The organism is Nesterenkonia halobia, from assembly GCF_039536005.1.
GTDB classification, from domain to species: domain Bacteria; phylum Actinomycetota; class Actinomycetes; order Actinomycetales; family Micrococcaceae; genus Nesterenkonia; species Nesterenkonia halobia.
Map to the genome: position 1 here is coordinate 62,531 of NZ_BAAAYG010000003.1, position 20,322 is coordinate 82,852.

The 20,322-nt window shown below is 72.6% G+C and carries 19 protein-coding genes; 6 read left to right on the forward strand and 13 right to left on the reverse strand.

Going from position 1 to position 20,322, the window contains the following annotated elements; all coding sequences use genetic code 11:
• Positions 1 to 32 precede the first annotated feature (32 nt).
• The 4 genes from ABD652_RS03135 to ABD652_RS03150 all read right to left on the reverse strand — a co-directional run bounded on the left by ABD652_RS03135 (position 33) and on the right by ABD652_RS03150 (position 4,426).
• The gene (locus ABD652_RS03135) at positions 33 to 1,136 is read right to left on the reverse strand and encodes a hypothetical protein (protein ID WP_344718090.1); all 1,104 of its coding nucleotides are present in this window, start codon (positions 1,134 to 1,136) and stop codon (positions 33 to 35) included.
• A gap of 73 nt (positions 1,137 to 1,209) precedes the next feature.
• Positions 1,210 to 2,544 (reverse strand): endonuclease/exonuclease/phosphatase family protein, encoded by a 1,335-nt coding sequence (locus ABD652_RS03140; RefSeq protein ID WP_344718092.1) that lies wholly within the window; start codon positions 2,542 to 2,544, stop codon positions 1,210 to 1,212.
• A 158-nt stretch (positions 2,545 to 2,702) separates the two neighbouring features.
• Entirely contained in the window at positions 2,703 to 2,807 is a 105-nt protein-coding gene (locus ABD652_RS03145; protein ID WP_344718094.1) for a methionine/alanine import family NSS transporter small subunit, read from the reverse strand.
• On the reverse strand, positions 2,807 to 4,426 hold the full coding sequence (locus ABD652_RS03150; protein ID WP_344718096.1) for a sodium-dependent transporter: 1,620 nt from the start codon (positions 4,424 to 4,426) through the stop codon (positions 2,807 to 2,809). Before ABD652_RS03150 ends, ABD652_RS03145 begins: the two co-directional genes overlap by 1 nt.
• 337 nt (positions 4,427 to 4,763) lie before the next feature.
• Here ABD652_RS03150 and ABD652_RS03155 point away from each other — a divergent pair, with 337 nt between their 5' ends.
• On the forward strand, positions 4,764 to 6,857 hold the full coding sequence (locus tag ABD652_RS03155; protein ID WP_344718098.1) for a BCCT family transporter: 2,094 nt from the start codon (positions 4,764 to 4,766) through the stop codon (positions 6,855 to 6,857).
• 181 nt (positions 6,858 to 7,038) lie between these two features.
• Here the strand turns inward: ABD652_RS03155 and ABD652_RS03160 are convergent, their stop codons facing one another.
• The 4 genes from ABD652_RS03160 to ABD652_RS03175 form a co-directional block, all read right to left on the reverse strand.
• On the reverse strand, positions 7,039 to 7,875 hold the full coding sequence (locus ABD652_RS03160) for an aldo/keto reductase (protein ID WP_344718100.1): 837 nt from the start codon (positions 7,873 to 7,875) through the stop codon (positions 7,039 to 7,041).
• A 171-nt stretch (positions 7,876 to 8,046) separates the two neighbouring features.
• Positions 8,047 to 9,192, reverse strand: a complete 1,146-nt coding sequence (gene nagA, locus ABD652_RS03165) for an N-acetylglucosamine-6-phosphate deacetylase (protein ID WP_344718102.1) — start codon at positions 9,190 to 9,192, stop codon at positions 8,047 to 8,049.
• On the reverse strand, positions 9,189 to 10,451 hold the full coding sequence (locus ABD652_RS03170) for a PTS transporter subunit EIIC (RefSeq protein WP_344718104.1): 1,263 nt from the start codon (positions 10,449 to 10,451) through the stop codon (positions 9,189 to 9,191). Before ABD652_RS03170 ends, nagA begins: the two co-directional genes overlap by 4 nt.
• A 10-nt stretch (positions 10,452 to 10,461) precedes the next feature.
• Positions 10,462 to 11,259 (reverse strand): GntR family transcriptional regulator, encoded by a 798-nt coding sequence (locus ABD652_RS03175; RefSeq protein ID WP_344718106.1) that lies wholly within the window; start codon positions 11,257 to 11,259, stop codon positions 10,462 to 10,464.
• 75 nt (positions 11,260 to 11,334) lie between these two features.
• Between ABD652_RS03175 and ABD652_RS03180 the strand changes: the two genes are divergently transcribed.
• The 5 genes from ABD652_RS03180 to ABD652_RS03200 all read left to right on the forward strand — a co-directional run bounded on the left by ABD652_RS03180 (position 11,335) and on the right by ABD652_RS03200 (position 15,257).
• Positions 11,335 to 11,655 carry a PTS sugar transporter subunit IIB gene (locus ABD652_RS03180; RefSeq protein WP_344718109.1) on the forward strand — a complete coding sequence of 107 codons (321 nt, stop codon included), beginning with the start codon at positions 11,335 to 11,337 and terminating at the stop codon, positions 11,653 to 11,655.
• On the forward strand, positions 11,652 to 12,107 hold the full coding sequence (locus ABD652_RS03185) for a PTS sugar transporter subunit IIA (RefSeq protein ID WP_344718111.1): 456 nt from the start codon (positions 11,652 to 11,654) through the stop codon (positions 12,105 to 12,107). Before ABD652_RS03180 ends, ABD652_RS03185 begins: the two co-directional genes overlap by 4 nt.
• A gap of 131 nt (positions 12,108 to 12,238) precedes the next feature.
• The gene (locus tag ABD652_RS03190) at positions 12,239 to 12,886 is read left to right on the forward strand and encodes a hypothetical protein (protein ID WP_344718113.1); all 648 of its coding nucleotides are present in this window, start codon (positions 12,239 to 12,241) and stop codon (positions 12,884 to 12,886) included.
• 149 nt (positions 12,887 to 13,035) lie between these two features.
• On the forward strand, positions 13,036 to 14,715 hold the full coding sequence (locus tag ABD652_RS03195) for a DNA-3-methyladenine glycosylase 2 family protein (RefSeq protein ID WP_344718115.1): 1,680 nt from the start codon (positions 13,036 to 13,038) through the stop codon (positions 14,713 to 14,715).
• A complete protein-coding gene (locus tag ABD652_RS03200; protein WP_344718117.1) occupies positions 14,712 to 15,257 on the forward strand; it encodes a methylated-DNA--[protein]-cysteine S-methyltransferase in 546 nt (181 codons plus the stop codon). Before ABD652_RS03195 ends, ABD652_RS03200 begins: the two co-directional genes overlap by 4 nt.
• Before the next feature lie 98 nt (positions 15,258 to 15,355).
• Here ABD652_RS03200 and ABD652_RS03205 read toward each other — a convergent pair whose 3' ends face one another.
• The 5 genes from ABD652_RS03205 to ABD652_RS03225 all read right to left on the reverse strand — a co-directional run bounded on the left by ABD652_RS03205 (position 15,356) and on the right by ABD652_RS03225 (position 20,224).
• Positions 15,356 to 16,129, reverse strand: a complete 774-nt coding sequence (locus tag ABD652_RS03205; protein ID WP_344718119.1) for a LytR/AlgR family response regulator transcription factor — start codon at positions 16,127 to 16,129, stop codon at positions 15,356 to 15,358.
• A 70-nt stretch (positions 16,130 to 16,199) separates the two neighbouring features.
• Positions 16,200 to 17,525 (reverse strand): histidine kinase, encoded by a 1,326-nt coding sequence (locus ABD652_RS03210; protein ID WP_344718121.1) that lies wholly within the window; start codon positions 17,523 to 17,525, stop codon positions 16,200 to 16,202.
• A complete protein-coding gene (locus ABD652_RS03215; protein WP_344718123.1) occupies positions 17,515 to 19,215 on the reverse strand; it encodes a sodium/solute symporter in 1,701 nt (566 codons plus the stop codon). The genes ABD652_RS03210 and ABD652_RS03215 overlap by 11 nt, the downstream gene beginning before the upstream one ends.
• On the reverse strand, positions 19,212 to 19,679 hold the full coding sequence (locus ABD652_RS03220) for a hypothetical protein (RefSeq protein WP_344718125.1): 468 nt from the start codon (positions 19,677 to 19,679) through the stop codon (positions 19,212 to 19,214). The genes ABD652_RS03215 and ABD652_RS03220 overlap by 4 nt, the downstream gene beginning before the upstream one ends.
• A 56-nt stretch (positions 19,680 to 19,735) precedes the next feature.
• Positions 19,736 to 20,224, reverse strand: coding sequence for a hypothetical protein (locus ABD652_RS03225; protein ID WP_344718127.1), 489 nt, complete (start codon positions 20,222 to 20,224; stop codon positions 19,736 to 19,738).
• Positions 20,225 to 20,322 lie beyond the last annotated feature (98 nt).

The following is a 20,322-nucleotide window of genomic DNA, read 5'->3' on the forward strand; positions in this document are numbered from 1 at the left end:
GGCAGGCCCGACGGGCCTTCAGCGGCTGAGCATCAGGTGAAATCCCGCTGAACCGCCGGCTCGTCCGCTTCCGGCTCCTCGGCGGACGCCGGCGACGAGCTCGTCGGCTCGGGCGTCGTCGGCTCGGCGCCGCGCCGCAGCCGGCGCCGTGCGGCCTTCTGCTGCTTCGCGGCCGTGCGCTTCTCCCGCCGCTCGGCCCGCTGCTTCTCCCGCTCCAGCCCGCGGGCGAAGTCGTCGACCACCGACTGCGGCGTCTCCTCCGGCAGCTCGCCGAAGGTCTCCCGCGCCGAGTCGACGATCTGCCGGGCCAGCCGGTGGTTGGCCGCGCCGCCGACGGCGGCGCCGATGCCGAAGGGCAGCGCACGGCCCAGCATGGAGGTGCCCTGCCGGACGAAGAAGCGGCGCACGAAGCGTCGACGGATCTGCTCGACGACCAGGCCGGTCAGCCCGGAGGAGGAGCCCATCGGGGAGGTCAGCGGCACCAACGAGGCGAAGGGGCCGGTGCTGCGCCCGCCGGCCTGCTCGTTGAGCTCGCCGAGCAGCTCGCGTCCCTCGTCGCCGAGCATCACCGACATCACCAGCAGCTGGGCCTGCTGCGGGTCCTCGGTGGAGATCCCCGACAGCTCGGCGACCGACTGGGCGTAGAGCGCGCTGCTCTCCAGGAAGCCGCCGGTGGCCGCGGCCGAGAGGCCCAGCGAGGTGACCGTGCCGACGCTGGGCACGGCCGCGGTGGCGCCGATGACCGCTCCTCCGCCGGTCATCGTGCGGACGAACTCGCGGTCCAGCTCCTCGGCGAGCTGCCGGTTCGTGTGCGTCGGATGCGCCTTCCGCAGCCGGCGCAGATTGGCCAGCACCAGCGGCCGCTGCACAGTCACCGCGCGGGTCAGCCAGCTCTCCGCCGTCGGGGTGAGCTCGCCGTCGTCGGTGAAGGCGCGGCGCTGCGCGGCGGTGAGCGCCTGACGGCCGACGAAGCGGGTCGCCGCCGAGCGCATCATCGTGCCGCCGCGGCGCGGCGTCGCGGCGGCGGAGCGCCGACGTCGCGGGCTCCGGGCGGAGCCGGACGGCACGGGGGCCGGGGGCGACGACGTCATCTCCGCGTCGGAGGACGAGCGGCGGCGGATCAGCGAGGAGGACATGCGGCGGCTCCGGAGGGTCGGCGGGCGTACGTCAGGAGACTAACGCATCGACCTGCCGGAGGGCCCGACGGCCTCAGGCGTCGCCGTCCAGCGAGCCGCGGGAGATGTCGGTCCAGACCAGCCGGTCCTGCGGCGTCTCGCCGTCGGCCGGGTCGACCAGCCCGGAGCCGTACTCGTCGGCGGCGGGCCAGAAGATCCCCGCGTCCCGGACGGAGAGATCCGCGTCCGGGAGCACGTAGGAGGCGCGCATCCCCTCGCCGCCGGCGAGCGACCGGGTGTCGGTCGGGGCCGAGCCGGCCTGCTCGTCGCCGCGCTCCGCGACGGGCTCGTCGGTGACCGGCCGGGGCTCCGGGTCCTGGAGCCCGTCGGCGTCGAGCAGCGGCCGCTCCTCGGCGGCCTCGCGAACCGCCGACGGCGCGTCGTCGCCGAGGGCCGAGAGCGTCTCCGCCGTGGCGGGCGCGCCGGCGACGACGAAGGAGGATCCCGTGGCGAGGCCGCCGGCCTCGCCGTCGTCGTCGCGGAGGTACCAGCCCTGCCCGGCCGCGCCGGCGACATAGTCGGCCAGCATCCGGCGTTCGTCGATCGCGCGGAAGGCGTCGATCCGCCGGTCCGAGCGCGGCGCGGTGCTGGCCGTGGCGACCAGGTGCAGGTGCTGCCGGCCGACCTCCAGCGGGACGTCCCAGAGCGAGGTGCTGCTCACCGGCGGCACGGCGCGCTGCAGGGGCGTGTCGAGGATGTCCGGCATCGAGTTGCCCGGCATCTGCACCCAGCGGAAGTCGCCGAAGGTGCGCACCGCGTCGCGGTCGATCGGCACCGAGGAGAGCACGATCATGCCCTCCTGGCCGGGATGGGCTCCCCAGCCCAGCCGATCCCCGGCCCCGCCGATGCGGCCGTCTCCGTCGAGGTCGGTGCCGGAGCCGGCGCCGGAGTTGGTCTCGGCGGTGAAGACATGCTCCAGCGTCAGGCCCCGGTTCCCGCTCTGTCCATGGGAGATGTAGTCCGAGTTCAGCACCTCGGCGATCCTCCCCTCCTCATCGAGGGTGACGCCGGTGAGGACCAGCACGTCGGGGTCGGCGATCTGCGCCGTGGCGGCCACCGTCTCCGCGGCCGCATCCTCGCCGTCGCGCAGGTCCGCCAGCAGCGTCTCGGCGTCGCGCCCGGTCAGTCCGGCGTCCAGCGTGGCCACGCGCAGGTCCTCGCCGTCCTTGGCGACCATGCTCGTCGAGGGATCCGGCTGCTCAGCGCGCAGCGGCTGCCCCGGGGCGGGGTAGGCGGGGTAGGCGGGATGCGTCGCCTGAGCAGCCGGTGCTCCGGTCAGCGCGAGGGCCGCGACGAGACCGGCGGCCGCCGCACCGGCCGCCGGCGATCGCCGGACGGGGGTGCGGAACAGACGGGAGCCGAGGGACATGCGCCCCACCGTAGCCAGCGGGAAGGCGCTCTCCAACCCACGACCCTGCAGATTCACAAGAGTTATCCAGGTGTGACTCGAGCGGCGCCGGATCCGCGGAATCGTGATGTTCCCGTGATCCGACGCCGCCTCTCCGCCGGGATGCCCTCAGGGCAGGCTCACTCCGGGTCGGGGTGACGATTGAGGTGCACGACGGCGGTGATGAGGCCGCCCCAGACGAGCACCAGGGCGATGAGCATCAGGATGATGGCCGAGGTCTCCATCAGCGGGTCCCTCCTTCCGTGGTCTCGCCGCTGCCGACGAGCTCGTCATAGTTGTCCTCGTCGATGGCCGGGTCCTCGGTGTGCATGGCCGAACCGCTGCGCCACGGCATCAGCGAGAGCACCACCGAGAGCACGACCACCAGGCCCAGCGAGCCCCAGCCGAAGGTGGAGACCACCCAGGCGTCGTAGCCGCCGTAGCCTTCGGTGATCTTGGTGGAGATGTCCTGGTAGAGGAGGACGACCAGCACGATCGGCAGCACCACGCCGGTGAGGACCTTCCAGAGCGGGCCGATGCGGAACGAACCGTAGGTGTTCAGCCCCGCGATCAGGACGTCCATCTTCCGGAAGACCCACATCACCAGCAGCACGGCGATGAAGGCGCCGCCGACGATGCCGATGTTGTTCGAGAAGGCGTCGACGGTGTCCAGGATCGTCACGCCGGAGACCCCGCCGATCAGCACGATCGAGATGACGGCGCTGGAGCCGCCGACGATCGCGACGACGACGCCGCGCGACCAGCCGGTCTTGTCCTTCACCGCGGACATCACGACCTCGAGGATCGAGATCTGCGAGGTCAGCCCCGCCAGCGTCAGCGAGCCGAAGAACAGCACGCCCACCAGGGCCGAGGCCGGCGCCTGGGCGATGATCGTCGGGAAGGCGATGAACGCCAGGCCCAGCCCCGAGGAGACGACGTCGCCGACGGCCGAGCCGGTGCCCGCGGCCAGGAAGCCCAGTGCGGCGAAGACGCCGATCGCGGCGAGCAGCTCGAAGGAGGAGTTCGCGAAGCCGACGACCAGACCGGAGCCCGAGGCGTTGGACTTCCGCTTCAGGTACGAGGCGTAGGTGATCATGATGCCGAAGCCGACCGAGAGCGAGAAGAAGATCTGCCCGTAGGCCTGGATCCACACCTGCGGATCGGTCAGCGCACCCCAGTCCGGAGTGAACAGCGCGTCCAGCCCGTCGACGGCTCCGTCGAGGGTCAGCGAATAGATCACCAGGGCGGCGAACATGACGAACAGGATCGGGATGCCGATGACCGAGACGGCGGCGATGCCGCGGCGCACGCCGGCGGCCAGTGCGATGAGGAGCACCACCCAGACGGCGATCAGCGGCCAGCCGACCTGGGCGACGAAGTCCACCGACAGCCCGGCGTCGCCGGTGCCGCCGGCGTCGTACTGCAGGTATTCGCCGAAGAAGAAGCCTTCAGGGTCGTCGCCCCAGGCCTGGGAGAAGGAGAACCAGGTGTAGCAGGCGGCCCAGGCGATGATCGCCGAGTAGTAGATGGAGATCAGGAAGCTGATTCCGACCTGGAACCATCCGATGATCTCCGCACCGGGATGGAGGCGCTTGAATGCCATCGGCGCGGACCCGCGGAACGTATGCCCGATGGCATAGTCGAACAGCAGGATCGGGATTCCGGCCGTCAGCAGCGCGATCAGATACGGGATCATGAAGGCGCCGCCGCCGTTCTCGTACGTGATGTACGGGAAGCGCCAGATGTTGCCGAGCCCGACGGCGGAGCCCACGGCGGTCAGGATGAACGCCTTGCGTCCCGCGAAGGACTCGCGGACCCTGACCGGGCGCTCCGATGCTCCGGCGGGGGTGGCAGAGCTGCTCATGATGTCTCTCCCCACAGTGGATACGAGTGTGCAGTAGGCTTCACATCTTGGCAGAAGCAGCGACGGGAGTCACTCCTGAGCAGGCCTGTTCTTGCCAGAATCGCGCGACTTAAGGCCTAATGGGTGGTGAATGTTGTTGATCTGACCCCCAGCACGTCCGGACGACGACGGCGCGCAGGTACCTCATCACCGCTCCCTGAGGCCCCCGGGCCGAACGGATGACGGACGGATGATGGTCGGCGCCGTCGTCTTTCTGCGTCTGGAGGACAGGTCATAGCATGTGTGTCGTACATCACCTGTTTCCCACTGTGGTAATCACTCGACCGAGGAGGACTTCATGGCTTCGTCATCCGAAGCAGAAGTGAGCAACTGGTCGGTCTCGAGCGTCTGGCGAAGCCTCAACAAGCCAGTGTTCGTCCCGGCCGTCATCATCATCGCCGTCGCCCTGGTCTTCGCGACCTGGTTCGGCCGGGCCCAGGGTGCCGAAGCATTCGAGGAGCTGAACACCGGCATCGTCGACACCATCGGCTGGTGGTACGTCCTCGTCTGCACGCTGTTCATCGGCTTCGGGGCCTGGGCGGCGTTCTCCAAGGCCGGCAACATCCGGCTGGGCCGGGACGACGAGAAGCCCGAGTTCTCCCTGATGTCCTGGTTCACCATGCTCTTCTCGGCCGGCATGGGCATCGGACTGATCTTCTGGGGCGTGGCCGAGCCGCTGAACCACCTGATCGCCCCGCCGGACGTCACCGGCGACGCCGGGGTCGACGCCGACGGCAATCTGATCGCCTCGACGCAGGAGCACATCTCCGATGCCGCACTCGGCGAGACGCTCTTTCACTGGGGTCTGCACGCCTGGGGCATCTACGTGGTCGTCGGCCTCGGCCTGGCCTACATGACCTTCCGTCGCGGCCGTCCGCTGACGGTGCGCTGGCTGCTGGAGCCGATCTTCGGGCGCAAACTCATCGAATCCTGGGTCGGCCACGTCATCGACATCATCGCCATCGTGGGCACGATCTTCGGCGTGGTGACCTCGCTGGGCCTGGGCGTCCAGCAGATCGCCGCCGGCCTGGAGTTCATGGACTGGGCCGAGTCGAGCAACATGCTGCTGACCGTCCTGGTCATCTGCATCACCGCCATCGCCACCTTCTCGGTGGTATCCGGCGTGGACAAGGGCCTGAAGTGGCTGTCGAACATCAACATGTCGCTGGCAGCACTGCTGGCCATCTTCGTGCTGATCTTCGGCCCGACGCTGGTGCTGCTGCAGGCGATGGTCGCCAACGCCGGCGAGTACGCCTGGATGTTCCCGCAGCTGATGTTCGAGACCTCGGCGAGCTACGCCGGCGGCGGCGACGCCGGCGGCTGGTCCGCCGACTGGACCATCTACTACTGGGGCTGGTGGATGAGCTGGTCGCCGTTCGTGGGCATGTTCATCGCCCGCATCTCCCGCGGCCGCACCATCCGCCAGTTCGTCGCCGGCGTGCTGCTGGCTCCGACGCTCATCGCTATCTTCTGGTTCACCGTGTTCGGCAACTCCGGCATCTACTACCAGCTGCGCGACGGGATCATGGTCGGCGAGGACGGCGCGGTCAGCACCAACGACTCGCTGTTCACCCTGCTGGAACAGCTGCCGATCCCGGCGATCACCGCCGTGGTCGCCATCCTGGTGATCACGTTCTTCTTCGTGACCTCCTCCGACTCCGGCTCGCTGGTCGTCGACATTCTCTCCCACGGCGGGCGCACGGAGACTCCGCGGCTGACGCGAGTCTTCTGGGCGCTGGTCGAGGGAGCCTCGGCCATCATCCTGCTGACCGCCGCCGGCGAGGCCGCCGACGCGGCCCTGCGCGTGCTGCAGATCAGCTCGATCGCCGCCGCCGCGCCGATGTCCATCGTCATCGTGCTGGCGATGATCGGCATGATCCGGATGTTCATCTACGACGGGCAGAATCAGCCGCGGTACGTGCGACTGCGTCCGCATGCGACGAAGACCGCGCTGGTCGACACCGCCCGCGAGGCGGCCGGTGCCGACGAGGGACCGGCCGTCGAGCGCAACCTGCGCACGCTGGTCAGCCGACAGGGTCATTCGTTGTCGCACTTCCTGGGCGGCACGTCAACCACGCTGGCGGGCCTGGGCCGCGAGCCCGGCCGGCAGGGCGACGACGCATCCAGCTCGTTCGCCTACGACGACATGGTCTTCGCCGTCCACGACGTGCCCGCCTCGGCCACTGCAGTGGATCCGGCGACGGGCACCATCTCCGTGGACGAAGAGGCCACCCCGGACAGCCCGATCACCGAGGAGGTCTTCGACACTCCCGAGTACGCCGAGTCGGCCGCCGGCTGGCAGTACGAGTCGGAGCAGATCTACGAGGAGGTCGTCGGCACCGGCGAGATCTCCACGGTGGAAGGCCCCGAGGAGGACGAGCAGCAGAAGTGATCTGCTCGCCGTGATCGTCCGCTGAGGCGGCCGACGACAGAAGGCCCCCGTCCGGTGCTGGTTCCAGCACCGGACGGGGGCCTTCTGTCGTCCGCGGCGGGACGGTCGACGGCGTCGAACGCTCAGCGCACGACGGGCGGGCCGCCGGGGACGGACGCCGGAGGTCCGTCCCCGGCCGGGCTCACTGCGAGGCCGGGTTGAAGGTCGCCGGGTGCGCCCCGCGACGGCCGTCGCGCTCCAGTCCGTCGATGGCCGCGAGCTCGTCCGCGGAGAGCTCGAAGCCGAAGACGTCGAAGTTCGACGCGATCCGCTCCGGGGTCACCGACTTCGGGAACAGGATGCGGCCGCGCTGCAGGTGCCACCGGATGATGACCTGCGCGGGGTTCACGCCGTGGGCCTCGGCCGCGGCGACGATCGGCTCGTCGCCGAAGACCTCGCCCTGCGCCAGCGGGCTCCAGGCCTGCGTGGCGATGCCGTGCGAGGCGTCGGCGGACTGCACATCGCGCTGCTGCAGCACCGGGTGCACCTCGATCTGGTTGACCGAGGGCACGGTGGAGCTCGCGCCGATCACCGCGTCCAGGTGCTCGGGCAGGAAGTTGGAGACGCCGATGCTGCGGGTCAGCCCTTCGGCCTTCAGCTCCTCCATGTCCTGGTAGGCCTGCACGTAGGCCTCGTCCTCCGGCGAGGGCCAGTGGATGAGGTACAAGTCCACGTAGTCCAGCCCCAGCTTCTCCAGGGAGGTCCGCAGCGCCTGCTTGGTGTTGCCCTCCTTGAAGTCGCCGACCCAGAGCTTGGTGGTGACCCACAGCTCCTCGCGCGGGACGCCGGAGGCGGCGATGGCGCGGCCGACGCCCTCCTCGTTGCCGTAGATCGCGGCGGTGTCGATGTGCCGGTAGCCGACCTTCAGGGCCTCGGCGACGACGCGCTCGGCGTCGTCGGCGGGAACCTGCCAGACGCCGAACCCGAGCTGCGGGATCTCGGTGCCGTCGTTGAGCTGCACAGTAGGAACGTCAGTCATCGGAACCTCTCTCGTCCTGGATGCGTATGCCGGGGCACGCGGCCCCGCCGACCACTGCGAACCACGCGGCCCGCCGGAGCATTCCTGCCCGATGTGATCGTTCCAGCATCACACCACACCCGGACGGACCTGGTCAGCGCCTCACCGGCGCCGACCCCCGCCCCGCATCGGTCAGAGCCAGGTCCCGCGGTGCATCACCGCCTGCACGGCCAGCTCCTCGTCCAGGTGCACCAGATCGGCCCGCGTCCCGGCGGCCAGCCGCCCGACGTCGGCCAGCCCGACCATCGCCGCCGGGTTCTCCGTCGCCGCGGCCAGGGCCTGCGCCGGCGGGACCGAGGCCTCGCGCACGGCATGCCGGACGGCGTCGGCGATGGTCAGCGTGGAGCCGGCGATGGCGCCGGGCCGGCCTGCGGCGTCGACCAGTCGGGCGACGCCGTCGCGGACCTGCACGTCGAGCCCGCCCAGCCGGTAGGCGCCGTCGGCGGCGGCCGCGGCGGCCATGGCGTCGGAGATCAGCACGAAGCGCTCGGAATGCTGGGCGAAGGCCAGCCGGAGCATGGCCGGGTGGACGTGGACGCCGTCGGCGATGATCTCGACGAAGACCTCCGGCCGCTCCAGCAGGGCGGCGGCCGGGCCGGGCTCGCGGTGATGCAGCCCGGCCATCGCGTTGAACAGATGGGTGCCCGCCGTCGCCCCGGCGTCCAGCGCCTTACCGCTGCGCTCGTAGCTGGCGTCGGTGTGGCCGATCGCCGCCGTCGCCCCGGCGGCGACGACGCGCCGGACCGCGTCCAGCCCGCCGTCGAGCTCCGGGGCGAGGGTGACCATCCGGACCAGCCCGGTGCCCAGCAGCCGCTCCAGCGCCGCCGGCTCCGGCGGGACGAGATGTTCGGGGTCATGGGCGCCGCGGTGCCGCGGGCTCAGCCAGGGGCCTTCCAGATGCACGCCGGCCAGCTCCCCAGAGGCCACCAGCGGGCGCAGGGACTCCAGCTGGGCGGCGAGCTCGTCCAGCGGGTCGGTGACCAGCGAGGCGAGCATCGTGGTGGTCCCGGCGGCCCGGTGGGCCGCCCGCGCCGTCGCCGCCGCCGACGCCCCCTCGGAGAAGGAGGCCCCTCCCCCGCCGTGGCAGTGCACGTCGAGGAAGCCGGGGGCGAGGATCCCGTCGTCGATCGTCACCTCCGGCGCCGCCGGCGGCGGGCCGTCGCCGACCTCGACGATCCGCCCTTCGGCCACGCGCAGCCAGCGCGGGGCGATGCGGGCCGGCGTGCCGGTGCTGACGTCGCCCGGCACGAGGGCGGCGACGGCGCTGATCAGAGTCATCCACGGGCCTCCGGTGCGTCGACGGTCTCTTCGGCGTCATCCTCGCGCCCCGGAGTCTTCAGGTTCCAGGCGCGGATGACCAGTCGGAACACCACGTAGTACAGCACGGCGTAGCCGAGTCCGATGAGGATGAGCATGGCCGGCTGGCTGCCGATGTTCCAGTTCAGCACCATGTCGAAGAGGCCGGCGGAGAAGCCGAAGCCGAGCTTGATCTCCAGGAAGTTCACCAGTGCCATCGAGGTGCCGGTGAAGAAGGCATGGATGACGTAGAGCGGCCAGGCGACGAACATGAAGGCGAACTCCAGCGGCTCGGTCACTCCGGTGAGGAAGGAGGTCAGCGCCACCGAGATCATCACGCCGCCGGTGAGCTTGCGCTTGGCCGGCTTGGCCTCGTGCCAGATGGCCATCGCGGCGGCCGGCAGGGCGAACATCATGATCGGGAAGAAGCCGGCCATGAAGATGCCGGCGGTGGGGTCGCCGCTGAGGAAGCGCTCGATGTCGCCGTGGACCACGCCGTCGGCGGTCTCGTAGGAGCCCAGCAGGAACCACGGCGGGTTGTTCAGCACGTGGTGCAGACCCAGCGGGATGAGCAGCCGGTTGGCGAAGCCGTAGACGAAGCCGCCGAGCACGGCGTTCTCGGTGACCCACTCGCCCAGCGAGGTGATGCCGGCGTCGAAGAGCGGGTAGATGAAGCTCATCAGCACACCGATCAGGATCGCCGCCAGGGCGACGATCATCGGCACGAAGCGTCGGCCTCCGAAGAAGGCCAGATACGGCGGCAGCTTGATGCGATAGAACCTCTGCCACAAGAAGGCGGCGATCAGTCCGATGATGATGCCCCCGAGGACGTGGAAGTCGACGAGCTCCTGCTCCTCGCCCTCGGCCGGGGTGCCGAGCACCACCGGGGACATCGCGTCGGTGACGCCGGTGTAGACGAAGTAGCCGATGACTGCCGCCAGCGCGGTGGAGCCGTCGGCCTTCTTCGCCATGCCGATGGCCACGCCGACGGCGAAGAGCATCGGCAGGTGGTCGAAGAGCGCATTGCCCGCCGCGCCGATGACGTCGGCCATGGCGCCCAGTCCGGCGCCGTCGGGGCCGAGCAGATCATCCTGCCCCAGTCGCATCAGCAGCGCCGCGGCGGGCAGCGAGGCGATGGGCAGCAGCAGGCTGCGTCCGAACTTCTGGATCGGAGCCAGATTGAAGCGTGGTTTCTTCTGCGTCGTCGAGGCGGCGTCGTCGCCGCCTGATCCGGTGCTCACAGTGATTCCCTCATTCCTGTCTCGTGTCGACGGACGGACCTCCGCCGAGGCTCATGTGGACCTGGTACCGGTCCCCCCGGTACCGCGAGACCGTGTATTCGACCGGACGGCCGCCGGCGCGGGAGACGCGGCGGAAGACCACCAGCGGAGTCGCCTCTCCGCCGTCGAGGTGCCGGGCTGCGGCCCGGTCGGCCACCTCCGCCCAGACCGTCTGCTCGGCGGCATCGATGACCACGCCGTAGTCCTCGGAGAAGAGCTCGTAGAGCGACCCCGTGAGATTCCGGCGATCCAGCTCCGGGAAGATCCCGGTCGGATACCATCCGGTCTCCAGCGCGATCGGCCGCCCGTCGGCCCGCCGGACGCGGGTGATCTCCCAGACCGGTTCGTCGTCGGCGAGACCCAGCGACTCGGCGACTTCAGCAGTCGGCTCGCGCCGCTCGAGCGAGACCAGCGTCGTCGTCGGGCGCAGCCCGCGCCGGCGCATGTCCTGGGTGAACGAGGCCAGATGCAGGCGGCTCTCCAGGCGCGGCGGGGCCACATAGGTGCCTTTGGCCGGCACCCTCCGCAGCAGTCCGTCGACGATCAGCCCGTCGACGGCGCGGCGGACCGTCGCCCGCGAGACGCCGTAGTCGGCCATCAGCCGCCGCTCCGACGGGATCATCTCCCCGGGAGCGAGCTCCTCGCGCGCCATCCGGGCCAGCGCCCGGCTGAGCTGGACGTGCTTCGGCGACGGGCCGTCGACCAGGCGGTGTGCGCCCGCCGCGGCCCCGGCGTCCGCCGTCGTCGCCTCCGACCTCTGGTCCTCCACGGGCCTCCCGGCTCCTCTCCGCAGTCTCGACAGCTCTGGTCCGTATTGATACGGTCTGGTACGTACCAGTTGACTATGAAGCGTGTCACACTGATTGTCAAGCGTCCGACGGCGGACGCGGCGCACGATCGGACGGCACACGACCCAGTGGAGGACAGACCCATGGCAGACCGCGCGGAGCAGATCCTGGCCGGGCTCGGAGGCTCGGAGAACATCGTGGAGATCGAGCCCTGCATCACCCGGCTGCGCACCGAGGTGAAGGACGCCTCGACAGTGGACGAGGCCGGACTGAAGGCCGCCGGCGCGCACGGGGTGATGATCAGCGGCACCGTCGTCCAGGTGGTCGTCGGCCCCGAGGCCGACACGATCGCCGAGGACATCGAGGACCTGCGATGACCGAGGTGCTCGCCCCCTGCCCGGGCACTGTGCTGCCGCTGGAGCAGATCCCGGACCCGGTCTTCGCCGGGGCGATGGTCGGCGCCGGCGTCGGCCTCGATCCGGACGCCGGGCCGACCACCGTCCGGGCGCCGATCGCCGGCCGCGTGGTCAAGGCGCACCCGCATGCCTTCGTCATCGCCGGAGCCGACGGCGTCGGCGTGCTGGTGCACCTGGGCATCAACACCGTCGCCCTCGACGGCGCGGGCTTCACCGTCCACGCCGCGACCGGGGACACTGTGCAGGTCGGCGACCCGATGGTCGACTGGGACCCCGCGACGCTGCCCGAGGAGGCCGGCGGGACGGCGATCTCGCCGGTCGTGCCCGTCGTCGTCCTCGACGCGCCGGCGGAGGCGATCAGCGCCGTGGCCGAGGGACGGGTCGCCGGGGGCGAGCCCCTCTTCCGGCGCTGAACGAGGTCGGGCCGCCGACCGGCTCCTGCGCCCGATCTCGCCGTCACCGGTGGTCAGCGGGACGCCGCTGGCCTACGCTGGCATGGACGGGCCCTGCGGCCCACCACGCCCCGGCGAGACGAGGGAGCTGCATGACCACTCCGCCCACTGATGCCTCCGCCCGGCGGGGCGTCGCCGGCCGCTCCCTGCTGATCATCGCGGCCCTGACGGCGGCCTTCGCCTCCGGCATGGCCATCGCCCAGCTGAGCGCCGCCGGCCCCGAGCACCTCGTCGTCGACGCCTGGCGCGCCTTCGGCCTGATGGTCTTCGCCGGACTCTTCGCCCTGGTCGCCTGGCGTCCGACGAGCTACCCGGGCCTGATGGAGCTGGCCTTCGCCCATAAGGTGGGCATGGCGCTCATCGGCTGGAGCCGGCTCGGCGAGGCGCGCGACTCCTGGACGGCGCTGATCGTCGACGGACTGCTCGCCCTCGCCCTGCTGGTCGCCTATGTGCTGCTGGGCTGCCACCGCGCCTGGCGCCGCCCGCGCACTCCGCAGAGCGCCCCGGCGGCGGCGCTGGCCGGCCGCGGAAAGTCGAGCAAGGCCGCCCCGAACCTGCAGGAGCGCGGCGACTCCGGCGCACGCGACGACGCCGCCTCCCCCGGTGCCGGATCGTCCAGTGCCGGATCGACGGCGCCCGGCGGCGGCACCTCGCGGCCGGGTGCGGGATCCGCCGGCGGCCCGAGCGGAGGAGGAGTCGACGACGCCGGCCGCGGCGGACCGCAGAAGCCCTCCCGCTGATCCGTCGCGCCGCGAGGACCGGCGCCGCGCGGGACCGGGACCACGCAGGATCGGCGCCGCGCACCACCGGCGGCCCCGCCCGTCGCCGCCCGGGCTGCGATGTCGGATTCCTGCTGGCATGACCCCGCGTCGGCGCGCATGCTGGAGCTGTGACACCCGATCGAGCCTCCGCCCCGTCAGCGCCGGCGCGGCCGTCGGCCGCCGCGACGGCGCCGCTGCCGCTCGACCATGACGCCTGCCTGCAGGCGGTCCGCTCCCGCGACGCCCGCTTCGACGGCCGGCTGTACTTCGGCGTCACCAGCACCGGCATCTACTGCCGCCCGAGCTGCCCCGCACCGCCGCCCAAGGCCGAGCACCTGACGTTCCACCCCTCGGCGGCCGCGGCCCAGCAGGCCGGCTTCCGCGCCTGCCGCCGCTGCCGGCCGGAGGCCTCCCCCGGGTCGCCGCAGTGGAGCATCCGCGAGGACGCCGCCGCACGGGCGATGCGGCTGATCGGCGACGGCCTGGTGGATCGCGACGGCGTCGACGGCCTGGCCGAGGCGCTGAGGTACGGCCCGCGGCAGGTCGAGCGGCTGCTCGTCGCCGAACTCGGCGCCGGTCCGCTGGCGCTGGCCCGCGCCCGGCGGGCGGAGACGGCGCGCACGCTGCTGGAGGCGACGACGATGCCGGCCACCGACGTCGCCTTCGCCGCCGGCTTCTCCTCGGTGCGCAGCTTCAACGCCACCGTCCGCGCCGTCTTCGACGCCAGTCCGACGCAGCTGCGCCGGGCCGTGGGACGCGGCGGAAGGCGAGCCGAGGACGCCGAGCATTCCTCCTCGGCCGCTCCCCCGCTCACCGTGCGGCTGGCCCACCGGACGCCGCTGCATCTCGACAGTCTCTTCGGACATCTGATCGCCACCGCCGTGCCCGGCGTCGACGCCTGGCTCCCCGACGACGGCCCCCGCGGGACGCTGCACCGGGCGGTGCGCCTGCCGCACGGCCCGGGCGTCGTCGGCCTGACCCCGCAGCAGGGCTCGAGCACCTCCGGCACACCACGTCCTCACGGCGCGATCACCGCACGGCTGCGCCTGGCGGATCTGCGCGATCTGCCCGCCGCCGTGCAGCGCTGCCGCCGGATGCTGGACCTCGACGCCGACCCGGTCGCCGTCGACGCCGCGCTGGCCGCCGATCCGGCGCTGGCCCCGCTGGTCGCCCGGACTCCCGGGGTGCGTCTGCCCGGCGCGCCGGATGCCCACGAGCAGGCGATCCGCACCGTGCTGGGCCAGCAGATCTCGACCGCCGCGGCGGCCACGCTGGGCGCTCGGCTCGCCGCCGCCTTCGGCACGGAGCTGCCGGCGCGCCTGCACGTCGACGACGGCCCCGTCCGGCTGTTCCCCACGGCCGAGACTCTGGCCTCCGCCGCGCCCGACGACCCGCGCTGGCCCGGCATGCCGGAATCCCGCCGGGAGACGATCCGCGGCCTGGCCGCCGCCCTGGCCTCCGGTGCGGTGAGCCTCGACGTCGGCGCCCCGTGGGGCCGGGCCCGCGAGGAGCTGGCCGGACTGCGCGGCATCGGCCCGTGGAGCACCGAGATGATCTGCCTGCGCGGACTCGGCGACCCCGATGCCTTCCCCGCCGCCGATCTGGGCACCCGGACCGCCGCCGAAGCCGTCGGCCTGCCCGCGGCCCCGCGGGCGCTGACCGAGCACGCGGCCGCCTGGCGACCCTGGCGCGGCTACGCCGCCGCGCTGCTCTGGGCGAGCAGCGACCACCCCGTCGCCCGCATCCCCGCCGTCGACGAGCACCGGCCCCGATCGGCGCCGCACCCCGAGGAGGAGAGATCCCGATGACAGAGACCGACACGACCGACACGACCGGCACGCCGCAGACCACCCATACGCTGCTCGACAGCCCGCTGGGGCCGCTGACCCTGGTCGCCGACGGCGTCGCGCTGACCGGCCTGCACCTGGCCGAGCACCGGCATGCCTCCCCCGACCACTGGGGCCCGCGCCGCGCCCGCGAGCAGGCGCCGGCCGTCGTCGCGGAGGCGGCCGTCCAGCTGGAGGCATACTTCGCCGGCGAGCGCGGCGACTTCACCCTGCCGCTGGCGCCGTCGGGCACCGCCTTCCAGCAGGCGGTCTGGGCGCGGCTGCGCGAGATCCCGCACGGCGAGACGCGCACCTACGGCGCGATCGCCGCCGCGCTCGACCGGCCCGGCGCCTCCCGAGCCGTGGGACTCGCCGTCGGCCGGAATCCGCTGTCGATCATCGTGCCCTGCCACCGGGTGATCGGCGCGGACGGCTCGCTGACCGGCTACGGCGGCGGCCTCGAGCGCAAGGAGCGGCTGCTGGCCCTGGAACGCGGCGAGGCGCCGCTGCCGCTCGACGGCTGAGCGACGAGGTCTGAGCATCGACGCCCGGGCGCCGGCGCCCGGGACGGCGTGGAACGTCGCCGTGAAACATCCGGGCCGCGCCGGAGAGCCGGCGCCGCTCACACGCCCAGCCGGCGGCGCAGCTCCTTGGCGTGCCGTCGGGCGACCTCGACGCGGCTGCGCCGACGGTCGTTCATCACCAGCACCAGCTGTCCGCGGACGTCGGTGACCAGCTCGCGCACGTGGCGCAGGTTCACCAGATAGGAGCGGTGGACCCGCTGGAAGTGGCCGTGCAGCCGGCGCTCGAGCTCGTTGAGCGAGAAGGACACCAGCGCGTGCTCCTCGGCCAGCATCAGTGAGGAGTAGCCGCGGGCCGCGGCGGCGTAGATGATCGCATCACCGGCGACCAGCACCGTCCGGCCGTCCTTCTGCACCGGGATGCGCACCAGCGGGTCCGGCTCGGCCACCCGGGGGCGCGACGGGGGCGGCGCCGGCGAGGCGGCGCCGTCGGCCTCGGCGGCGGCCGGCTCCCCGGCCGCCAGGGCCCGCTCCACGGCACGACGCAGCCGCTCGGCGTCGAAGGGTTTGACCAGGTAGTCGGCGGCGGCGAGGTCGAAGGCCTCCACCGCGTGGTCGGGGTAGGCGGTGGTGAAGATGACCCGCGGCCGGTGCGGCTTCTCCGCGAGCCGGCCGGCGAGCTCCAGCCCGGAGAGGCCGGGCATGCGGATGTCGAGCAGCACCAGGTCGTAGTCCAGCGAGTCGAGCAGCAGCAGCGCCTCCTCGCCGTTGGTGGCCTCGCCGACCACCTGGACCGTCCCGATCTGCTCCAGCAGGAAGCGAAGCTCCTCTCGGGCGGGGGCTTCGTCGTCGACGATCAGCGCGCGGGGCTGCATCCCTCCAGTATAGGGCGAGGCGCCGCGACGCCGTGCGCCATGTCACGCACCGGGCCGGGCAGTCGCCGGCTCACCGCATCGGCACGCGCAGATCCACCGCAGTGCCCCCGCCGGGCGGCGAGGTCACCGAGAGCTCGTAGCGATCGCCGAAGAGCGCGTCGAGCCGCTCGCGGATGTTCCGCAGCCCGACCCCGGCGTGCTCGGGGCCGGTGAGCACCGCGTCGTCGTGCTCGCCGACGTCGACCTCGCCGCGCATCAGCAGGGCCAGCACCTCGGGATCCATGCCGACGCCGTCGTCGGAGACCCGGATGGATGTCGTCCGCGCCAGCGGGTCCACCCGCGCGCGCAGCCGCACCGTCCCGCCGGCGGTGGAGTGTCCGATGCCGTGCTTGACCGCGTTCTCCACCAGCGGCTGGATGGTCAGCACCGGCACCCGCGAGGTGAGGACCTGCGGATCGATGTCGTAGCGGACCTGCAGCCGCTCGCCGAAGCGCGCCTGCTCCAGGGTCAGATACGTGCGGACGAAGTAGTACTCCTGGGCGAACTCGGCGAAGTGCCCATCCTGCTTGGTGGCGTAGCGGAAGAACTCGGAGAGCCGCAGCAGCAGCTCGCGGGCCTCCTCCGGGCTGGTCCGCGCCTTCGAGGCGATGGTGTTGAGCACGTTGAACAGGAAGTGCGGGTTGATCTGCGCGCGCAGCGCGTCCAGCCGCGCGTGGGCGGCCAGCCGCCGCTCGCGGTCCAGCTCGGCGAGCTCCAGATGCAGCGAGAGCATCGTGGCCATGTCCTCGACCAGCGCCTTCGACGGGATCGGCGTATCGGCCTGGAAGACCCCGAGGGTGCCGATGACCCGATCGCCGACGGTCAGCGGGGCGATCACCGCCGACTGCAGCGTGCAGCCCTCGACCCGGCAGCCCAGTCCGGCCGGGTCCTTCACGACCACGGTCCGCCCGCGGGCGACGGCGCGGCCGGCGGCCCGGGTCTGCATCTCGTGGCCGACCCGATGGTGGTCGGCGCCCGGACCGACGAAGGCCATGATGTCGACCTGGTCGGTGATGGAGACGGCGTCGCCGGAGAGCATCGGGCGCAGCAGCTCGGCGGTGCGCCGGGCCGCATCCGGGGTCAGCCCGGCGCGCAGCGGCAGCGAGCGCCCGGCGGCCGCCAGGTCGCGCACGCCGCGATCGGGCTGGTCCTCGCGGCGGGCCGCGCGGGCGGCGCGGCGGGCCCGCGGGCCGCGCAGCGCCGACGGATAGCCCAGCACCACCGCCACGCTCAGCGCGCAGCCGACGAGCACCGTCGGCACTGTGCCCAGCGCCGGACGCACCAGCCCCTGGGTGACCAGCAGCACCACGGCCCAGATGACCGCGACCGCCGCGGCCAGGATGACGCTACCGCGCACGCGGCCTCCTCCCCCGCCGTCGATCGGCGATCGTCAGGGCGGCCAGCCGCTCGGAGGCGCGGTCGGCCGCCGTGCCGTGCATGCGGATCCAGCTGGCCTCGACGTCGTCGGGGGCGGCGGTGCGCCGCGAGACCAGCACGGTGACCAGCGCCGCCGCCGGCGCGGCGACCAGCGTGGGAGTGACCAGCAGCTCGCCGACGGCCGGGGGCGCGTCGAGCACGCTGCCCAGCGAGAACATCCCCACGGCCAGCACGCCGCCGGTGAGCATGCCGGCCACGCCTCCGGCCGCCGTCGTGCCGCGCCACCAGATGCTCAGCACCAGCACCGGGGTCAGCGCCGAGCCGGCGACGGCGAAGGCCCAGGTGACCATCGTGGCCACCAGCGAGGGCGCCGCCGGGGTGAAGGCCTCCGGACGCAGCGCGATGGCCAGCGCGGCCGCGGCGCCGGCGGCCAGCAGCGTGACCATCCGGCCCGCGCGGACGGCCTGCCGCTGCGTCGCCCGCGGATTGATGTGCCGCTCGTAGACGTCGTGGCCCCAGGTCGCCGCCGAGGCCAGCAGCAGTCCGGCCACTGTCGACATCGCCGCGATCAGCGCCGCGGCGGCGACCAGTCCCAGCCCGGTCTCGCCGCCGTGGATGCGGCCGAGCACCGGCAGGGCGTGCTCGGGCACGCGGAGCACGCCGTCGACGGTCAGCCGCTGCAGCCACGGGCGGGTCTCGGCGGCCTCGGGGATCGCTCCCCGCGCGGAGGTGCCGAGCATGACCGCCATCGCGTAGAAGGCGCCGATGAAGAGCAGCACCCAGACGGTCGTCGTCCGCGCCGCCCGGCCGGTCGGGGCCGTGAAGCAGCGGTTCATCACATGCGGCAGCCCTGCCGTGCCCAGCCCCAGGGTGACCACCAGCGCGATCTGGCCCAGCTCTCCGTAGCGGGCGCCGGGCTGGCCGAATACCGCCGGCTGGTCGCCGTCGATGTGGTTCTGCTCCTCGACGAGCTCCCAGTCGCCGTCCGCCGTCGGCTCCGGATTGGCCAGCGGCTGGTCGCCGAGCTCGGCGACCTGCGCGCCGTAGCGGAAGTCGTCGCCGGTGACGGCGGAGGCCAGCCAGATCAGCGCGCCGAAGAGCAGCAGGAACTGCACCGCCTGGTTCCAGGTGGTCCCGCGCATCCCGCCGAAGGAGACGACGACGGCGATCACCGCGGTGCAGACCAGCACACCGGTGGCATAGGGGCTCAGCCCGAGGACCCCGTGGCCGACGAGCAGCTCCCAGGTGATGCCGCCGCCGACCGACTGCGGGACCAGGTAGCAGAGGATGATCAGCTGCACGACCCCGACCGCCGAGAGCCGCACCCCCTCCGACCCGAGGCGCCGGCCGAGGAAGTCGGCCAGCGAGAACTCGCCGAAGCGGCGCAGCGGCGCGGCGACGAGCAGCAGCACCGGCACGAAGCCGGCGGCGAAGCCGACCGCGTACCAGGCGCCGTCGAGGCCGGAGACGTAGACGGCGGCGGCCACGCCCAGGAAGGAGGCCGCCGAGAGGTAGTCGCCGCAGATCGCCCAGGAGTTCGTCAGCACCCCGACCCGCTGGCCGGCGAGGTAGAAGTCCACCGTCGAGGAGCGGCGCGGACGGGTGAGGAAGGAGACGCCCAGCACGACGACGAAGACCCCCGCGAGGGTCACCACGGAGACCGCGCTCATCCGCGTCCCTCCCGCCGGTCGGCCGGTGCGTCCGCCCGGCCGCCGGCGTCGCCGGCCGGCGCCGCGTCGGCGGACGGATCGGCGGACGAGTCGGCGCGCGCATCGGTCTGCGCGCCGGCCTGCGCATCGGTCTGCGCATCGGTCTGCGCATCGGTGCCCAGCATCCGCGACTCCACCGAGGAGCTCAGCGTGGCCGCGGCGATGCCGATGGCGGCGAAGAGCACGTAGAGCCCGACGGCGACGGTGAGGAACCCGGGGCTGAGGTCGCCGATCAGCCGGGCGTCCAGCCACCAGCCGGAGACCAGCGTCAGCACCGGGAAGGCGGCGACGAGCAGCAGGAACAGCAGGAAATAGGTCACCGCGATGCGCCGCTGCGTGCGGAAGACCGCGTCGACCTCGGCGGGGGTGTCGCGCACTTCGGTCTCGGCGACGTCGCCGAGGTCCTCAGGCTCCGGTGGGCGCATGGGGCCAGTGTATGCCGCCGGTCACGCGGCGACGGCACGGGCGCCGGTCCGCGGGATCATGCCGCCGTCGGCCGGGTGCGCCACATCCGCACCCCGGCCCGCAGCAGCACGATCGCCCCGCCGACGGCCAGCACCAGGCCCATCCCGGGCAGCAGGCCGCCCCAGGAGCCGGTGGTGGCCGAGAGCTGGACCAGCCGGACGATCTGCGCGCCGGTGATCAGCGCGACGAGCACTCCGGGGATCAGCGCATGGGCGATGGCGAGCTTCGGCCGCGGGACGAAGGCGCCGGCGAAGGCCAGGAAGCCCACGGCCAGGGTGACGACGCCCGGGCCGTCGGTGCCGCGCAGACTGAAGCTCTGCTCGGCGATCGGGATGACCACCCACGGCAGGAAGGCCGAGAGGATCAGCATCAGCCCGCCGATGATCATCGCCCGGCTGCCGCCGTGGAAGACGCCCCAGCCGGTGGCCTTCCCTTCCGCGAGGCGCGCACTGATGCCGCCGAAGATCCCCTGCGGCGCCGTCGTCGTGCTGGTGGCTCTGGTCATGCGCCCAGTCTAGGAGTGAGGCGGCTCACAGGCCTCGTCGCAGCCCGGACGGCTCGACGAGCGGCGCCCGCCGCTCCACGAGCGGTCCGCACGCGGCC